This window comes from Agromyces humi, from assembly GCF_009720255.1.
In the GTDB taxonomy this organism is placed as follows: domain Bacteria; phylum Actinomycetota; class Actinomycetes; order Actinomycetales; family Microbacteriaceae; genus Agromyces; species Agromyces humi.
In genome coordinates this window covers 1-5,944 of record NZ_WJSP02000230.1, presented here as the reverse complement: position 1 = coordinate 5,944, position 5,944 = coordinate 1, and the positions used below count along the sequence as shown (strand labels likewise).

General features: G+C 73.3%; 7 protein-coding genes. All 7 read left to right on the top strand.

The features are described 5' to 3' along the window. Positions 1-399: elongation factor 1-alpha C-terminal domain-related protein (locus GH736_RS15610; protein WP_407922356.1), on the top strand; the 399-nt coding region annotated here is incomplete at its 5' end. Beyond that, a complete protein-coding gene (locus GH736_RS15605) occupies positions 396-1,520 on the top strand; it encodes an ABC transporter substrate-binding protein (protein ID WP_159604971.1) in 1,125 nt (374 codons plus the stop codon). The genes GH736_RS15610 and GH736_RS15605, both read left to right, overlap by 4 nt. 9 nt (positions 1,521-1,529) lie before the next feature. Beyond that, positions 1,530-2,273, top strand: coding sequence for an ABC transporter ATP-binding protein (locus GH736_RS15600; protein WP_159604969.1), 744 nt, complete (start codon positions 1,530-1,532; stop codon positions 2,271-2,273). Then, complete coding sequence (locus tag GH736_RS15595; RefSeq protein WP_159604967.1) at positions 2,263-3,240, top strand: ABC transporter permease; 978 nt, start codon at positions 2,263-2,265, stop codon at positions 3,238-3,240. Before GH736_RS15600 ends, GH736_RS15595 begins: the two co-directional genes overlap by 11 nt. Then, positions 3,237-4,115, top strand: coding sequence for a uroporphyrinogen-III C-methyltransferase (cobA, locus tag GH736_RS15590; protein WP_159604965.1), 879 nt, complete (start codon positions 3,237-3,239; stop codon positions 4,113-4,115). Before GH736_RS15595 ends, cobA begins: the two co-directional genes overlap by 4 nt. 56 nt (positions 4,116-4,171) lie before the next feature. Beyond that, positions 4,172-5,605: an FAD-dependent oxidoreductase gene (locus GH736_RS15585; RefSeq protein WP_159604963.1), complete on the top strand. Its 1,434-nt coding sequence runs from the start codon at positions 4,172-4,174 to the stop codon at positions 5,603-5,605. Further along, positions 5,602-5,928 (top strand): ferredoxin, encoded by a 327-nt coding sequence (gene fdxA / locus GH736_RS15580; protein WP_159604961.1) that lies wholly within the window; start codon positions 5,602-5,604, stop codon positions 5,926-5,928. The genes GH736_RS15585 and fdxA overlap by 4 nt, the downstream gene beginning before the upstream one ends. The last annotated feature ends 16 nt before the right edge of the window (positions 5,929-5,944 follow it).

Here is a 5,944-nt window from a genome sequence, read left to right as displayed (position 1 = left end):
CCGCGTCGCGAGCTCGACGCCGCCCTGTTCTGGCTCGGCGCCCAGCCGCTGCGACCCGGCGCCCGCGTGCTCGTGAAGTCGGGCACCACCACGGTGCAGGCCCTCGTGCCCGAGATCGTGGGCCGCCGTGACCTCGACTCGCTCGCGCTCGAGCCCGCCGATGGCCTCGCCGTCAACGACATCGGCCAGGTGCGCGTGCGCCTCGCGGCCGAACTGCCCGTCGAGGAGTACGCCGCGCACCGTCGCGCCGGCGCCTTCCTCGTGATCGACCCGCAGTCGGGCGCCACGCTCGCTGCCGGAATCGTCACCGCTCCGGTGACGCCCGCCACCGGCGACGCCGGCAGCACCAGCACCACCCGCACGACCACCGACACCGACACCGAAGGAGTAGCAGCATGACCGCAACCTCACGCGCCCGTTCCCGCCTCGGCCTGGTCGCGGGCATGATGCTCGCGGCCGCCATCGTCACCACGGCGGTGCTCGCGCTCAGCGGCTGCGCACCCCAGTCGGCGGCGGGTGAGACGGCGGCGGCGGATGCCTCGGCGTCGACGAGCCCCGCCGAGGAGCTGCGCCTCGGCTACTTCGCGAACGTCACCCACGCGCCCGCGCTCGTGGGCCTGCAGGAGGGCCTGTTCGCCGACGCGCTCGGCGAGACGAAGCTGACGACGCAGGTGTTCAACGCCGGACCCGCCGCCATCGAGGCGCTCTCGGCCGGAGCGATCGACGCGACCTACATCGGGCCGAACCCGTCGATCAACACGTTCATCCAGTCGGGCGGGGAGTCGGCGCACGTCGTGGCCGGCGCGGCCACGGGCGGTGCGGCGCTCGTCGTGCGCGAGGGCATCGACTCCGCGAAGGACCTCGAGGGCACCACGCTCGCGACGCCGCAGCTCGGCAACACGCAGGACGTCGCGCTGCGCTCGTGGCTCGCCGACGAGGACTACACCACCGACACCACCGGCGGCGGCGACGTGCACATCACGCCCACCGAGAACGCGCAGACCCTCACGCTCTTCCAGCAGGGCGGCCTCGACGGCGCCTGGCTGCCCGAGCCCTGGGTCTCCCGCCTGCTCGCCGACGGCGGCCGCGGCGCGCACGTGCTCGTCGACGAGGCCGACCTCTGGGAGGACGGCGCATTCCCCACGACCGTGCTGCTCGTGCGCGCCGAGTTCCTCGACGAGCACCCCGAGACCGTGAAGGCACTGCTCGAGGGCCACGTGGCATCCGTCGCCTGGCTCGACGAGCACGCCGACGAGGCACCCGCGGTGATCAACGCCGCGCTCGAGGCCGAGACGGGCAAGCCGCTCGACGACGCGGTCATCACCCGGGCGCTCGAGCACGTGACGTTCGGGGTCGACCCGCACGCCGAGACCTTCGAGACGCTCGTCGAGAACGGGCTCGAGGCGGGCACGCAGAAGGACGGCTCGATCGACGGGCTGTTCGACCTGCGCCTCCTCAACGAGCTGCTCGAGGCCGACGACGCCGAGCCGGTCTCCGCCGGCGGCCTCGGCGAGGAGTAGGAGCCACTCATGAGCGGGCAGACGGCCATCCGCATCGACCGGCTGGGCAAGCGCTTCGGCGCGGGGCCGCTCGTCCTCGACGACGTGAACCTGTCGATCGAGACCGGTGAGTTCGTCTGCCTGCTCGGCGCCTCGGGCTGCGGCAAGTCCACGCTGCTCAACCTCATCGCGGGTCTCGACGCTCCCACGACGGGCTCGATCGACGTGCCCGCCGAGGGCGCCGCGGTGATGTTCCAGGAGTCGGCGCTCATGCCGTGGCTCACCGCCCGGCAGAACGTCGAGCTCGCCCTGCGCCTGCGGGGCGTGCCGCGCGCCGCCCGTCGGGGCGAGGCGCTCGAGCTGCTCGACGTCGTCAACCTCGCGGATGCCTCTGAGAAGCGACCGCACGAGCTCTCGGGCGGCATGCGCCAGCGCGTCGCCCTCGCGCGGGCCCTCGCCCAGGACCGCCCCGTGCTCCTCATGGACGAGCCGTTCGCCGCGCTCGACGCCATCACCCGCGACCTGCTCCACGAGGAGCTCGAGCGCGTGTGGCGCCGGACCGGCCGCACGATCGTGTTCGTCACGCACAACGTGCGCGAGGCGGCCCGGCTGGGCCAGCGGGTGGTGCTGCTCTCGAGCCGCCCCGGCCGCGTGGCCGGCGAGTGGCGCATCGCCGAGACCACCGGCCGGCGCATCGAGTCGCCCGAGGTCGCGGCGCTCTCGATCGAGATCACCGAGCAGCTCCGGAAGGAGATCCGCCGAAATGCCGCATGACGCCACCCTTCTCGACGAGCGCGAGGCCGCCGCCCGCGCAGCGGCCGCCGCGACCGGCCCGGGGCGCTCGCCCGAGGCATCCGCTCACGATGCCCGCGACCGCCACGACGACCTGCGCAGCCTCGAGGCCGGACTCGACCGCCTGCAGACCTCGCCCGAGCGCGCCCAGAGCGCCTGGCGCCGCTTCACCACGAGCGTGCTGCCGCCCATCCTCTTCGTGGTCGCCCTCATCGCCGCGTGGCAGCTCTACGTGGTCATCGCCCAGCCGCGCCCCGACATCGTGCCCGGCCCCGTCGACGTGTTCAACGCGATGCTCGCCGGCTGGGAATCGGGCCGCCTGCAGCTGGCCGTGCTCACGAGCCTCGAGCGCGGCGTCGTCGGCTTCCTCATCGCCGTCGTCGTCGGTACGCCCCTCGGCCTGCTCCTCGCCGAGGTGAAGCCGCTGCGCCGCGCGATCGGCCCGATCATCTCGGGCCTGCAGGTGCTGCCGTCGGTCGCGTGGGTCCCGGCAGCCATCCTGTGGTTCGGGCTGACGGATGCCACGGTGTACTTCGTCGTGCTCATGGGCGCGGTCCCGTCCATCGTGAACGGCCTCATCGCGGGCGTCGAGCAGGTGCCGCCGCAGCTGCGCAGGGTGGGCACCGTGCTCGGCGCGAACCGCACCCGACTCGCCACCCTCGTGGTGCTCCCCGCCGCACTGCCCGGCTACGTCGCCGGCCTCAAGCAGGGCTGGGCGTTCTCGTGGCGCTCGCTCATGGCCGCCGAGATCATCGCCGTCGGCGGCACGATCGGCTTCGGCCTCGGCTCCATGCTGCAGCAGAGCCGCGAGCTCGCCGACATCGGCGGCGTCCTCGCGACGGTGCTCGTGATCCTGTTCATCGGCATCCTCATCGAGCTCGTCTTCTTCGCCCCCCTCGAGCGACGGATGCTGCGTCGCCGGGGCCTGCTCCTGGGAGGCACGCGATGACCGCGGCCACGAACGACCCCGGCTCCGCCACCCGCACCACCACCGAGTGGGCGAAGTTGGCGGTGTCGCACCCGGTCGCATCGCCAACATCGCCCACTCGGGACCCGGCGACCGGCCGCGTCACGCTCGTCGGCGCCGGACCGGGCGACGCGGGACTCCTCACGATCCGCGGCCTCCGCGCGCTCGAAGCCGCCGATGTGATCGTCGCCGACCGCCTCGGCGCACGCGGCGTGCTCGACGGGCTCGCCGCCGAGGGCGTGGAACTCCGCGCGGAGGTCGTCGACGTGGGCAAGCTGCCCGGCCACCACGCCGTGCCGCAGGACGCGATCAACGCCCTGCTCGTCACCCTCGCGCGCGACGGCAAGCGCGTCGTGCGGCTCAAGGGCGGCGACCCGTTCATCTTCGGGCGGGGCGGCGAGGAGGTCGCGTTCTGCCGCGACGCCGGCGTCGACGTCGACGTCGTGCCCGGCATCACCAGCGCCATCTCGGTGCCGGCCATCGCCGGCATTCCGCTCACCCATCGCGGCCTCGCGACCACGTTCACCGTCGTCACCGGCCACGACCAGATCCAGTCGCTCGGCGGCGGCCGCGACCACACCGTGGTGCTGCTCATGGGCATCGGCACGCTCGCGAACTCCGCGATCACCCTCGCCCGCGGCGAGCGCGGCGGAGACTGCCCCGTCGCGATCATCGAGGACGGCTACGGGCCGCGCCAGCGCGTCACCGTGGGCACGCTCAGCACGATCGCGCTGCAGGCGGCGCGCCGTGGCATCCGCTCGCCCGCCGTCGTGGTGGTGGGCGACGTCGTGACGTTGAGCCCCTACGCCCCCGCGGCGCTCGACGCGTCCGGCACCGCCGCAGCCGGCGCGCGCTGAACCCCGAGACCCCGACTCCCGACCTCCCGGTCCGACCATCGAAAGGCCACCCAGCCATGACCCGTCCCCTCCGCGTCGCGATCGTCGGCGCCGGCCCCGCCGGCATCTACGCCGGCAACATCCTGAACCGCCAGGTCACCGAGGCCGGCGGCGAGGTCGCGATCGACCTGTTCGAGTCGCTCCCCGCGCCATATGGGCTCATCCGCTACGGCGTCGCGCCCGACCACCCCCGCATCAAGGGCATCGTGAACTCGCTGCACGAGATGCTCGACGCGGGCACGATCCGCCTCATCGGCAACGTCGAGGTCGGCCGCGACATCACGGTCGACGAGCTGCGCGAGCGCTACGACGCGGTCGTCTTCGCGACCGGCGCACTGCGGGACGCCCCGCTCGACATCCCCGGCATCGACCTGCCCGGCTCGTACGGCGCGGCCGACGTGGTCGCCTGGTATGACGGCCACCCCGACGTGGCGCGCGAGTGGCCGCTCGAGGCCGAGCAGATCGCGGTGATCGGCAACGGCAACGTCGCGCTCGACGTCGCGCGGGTGCTGGCGAAGCATCCGAAGGACCTGCTGTCGACGGATGTCCCGGCCAACGTCGTCGCCGGGCTCGAGGCGTCGCCCGTGACCGACGTGCACGTGTTCGGCCGTCGCGGCCCCACCCACGTGAAGTTCACGCCCATCGAACTGCGGGAGCTCGGCGAGGTGCCCGACGTGGACGTGATCGTGTACGACGACGACTTCGAGCGCGCCGCCGGCGACCCGCACGCCGACCAGCTGCTCGCCTCGAACAACCAGGTCAAGGTCATGACCCGCACCCTCAACGGCTGGCGCAAGCCCGCCGACTGGGTGCCCACCGCGTCGCGCCGCCTGCACCTGCACTTCCTGCACGCGCCCGTCGAGGTGCTCGGCGTCGACCGCGTGGAGGGCGTGCGCTTCGAGCGCACCCGCCCGGTGGGCGACGGCTCGGTCGTCGGCACCGGCGAGTTCGTCGACGTGCCCGTGCAGGCCGTCTACCGCGCCGTCGGCTACGCGAGCTCGCCGCTGCCGGGTGTGCCGTTCGACGAGCGTCGCGCGGTCATCCCCAACGACGGCGGCCGGGTGACGGATGCCGCGGGCCAGCCGATTCCGGGCGTCTACGCCACCGGCTGGATCAAGCGCGGCCCCGTGGGCCTCATCGGGCACACCAAGGGCGACGCGCTCGAGACCATCACGAACCTGCTCGCGGATGCCGCGGCGGGCGCGCTGCCCGAGCCGACCGTGTCGGCGGGGCCCGACGGGGACGAGGTGTTCGAGCTGCTCGAGGGCCGCGGCATCCGCTTCACGACGTGGGCCGGATGGCTCGAGCTCGACGCGCACGAGCGCGGGCTGGGTGAGGCGTGGGAGCCGACGGATGCCGCGCACGCCGACATCGTTCGCGAGCGCGTGAAGGTCGTGCCTCGCGACGAGCAGGTGGAGATCTCGCGCGCGGGCGCGCTGGTCGGCTCGTGACCTACGTCATCGCGCTGCCCTGCGTCGACGTCAAGGACCGCGCCTGCATCGACGAGTGCCCGGTCGACTGCATCTACGAGGGCGAACGCTCGCTCTACATCCACCCCGACGAGTGCGTGGACTGCGGCGCCTGCGAGCCGGTGTGCCCGGTCGAGGCGATCTACTACGAGGACGACCTGCCCGATGTCTGGGCCGACTACTACAAGGCGAACGTCGAGTTCTTCGACGAGGTCGGCTCGCCCGGCGGGGCCGCGAAGGTGGGCGCGCTCGACTTCGACCACCCGCTCGTGGCGGCGCTGCCGCCCCAGGTCGCCGCGCACTGATCCGCACGCCGCGCGC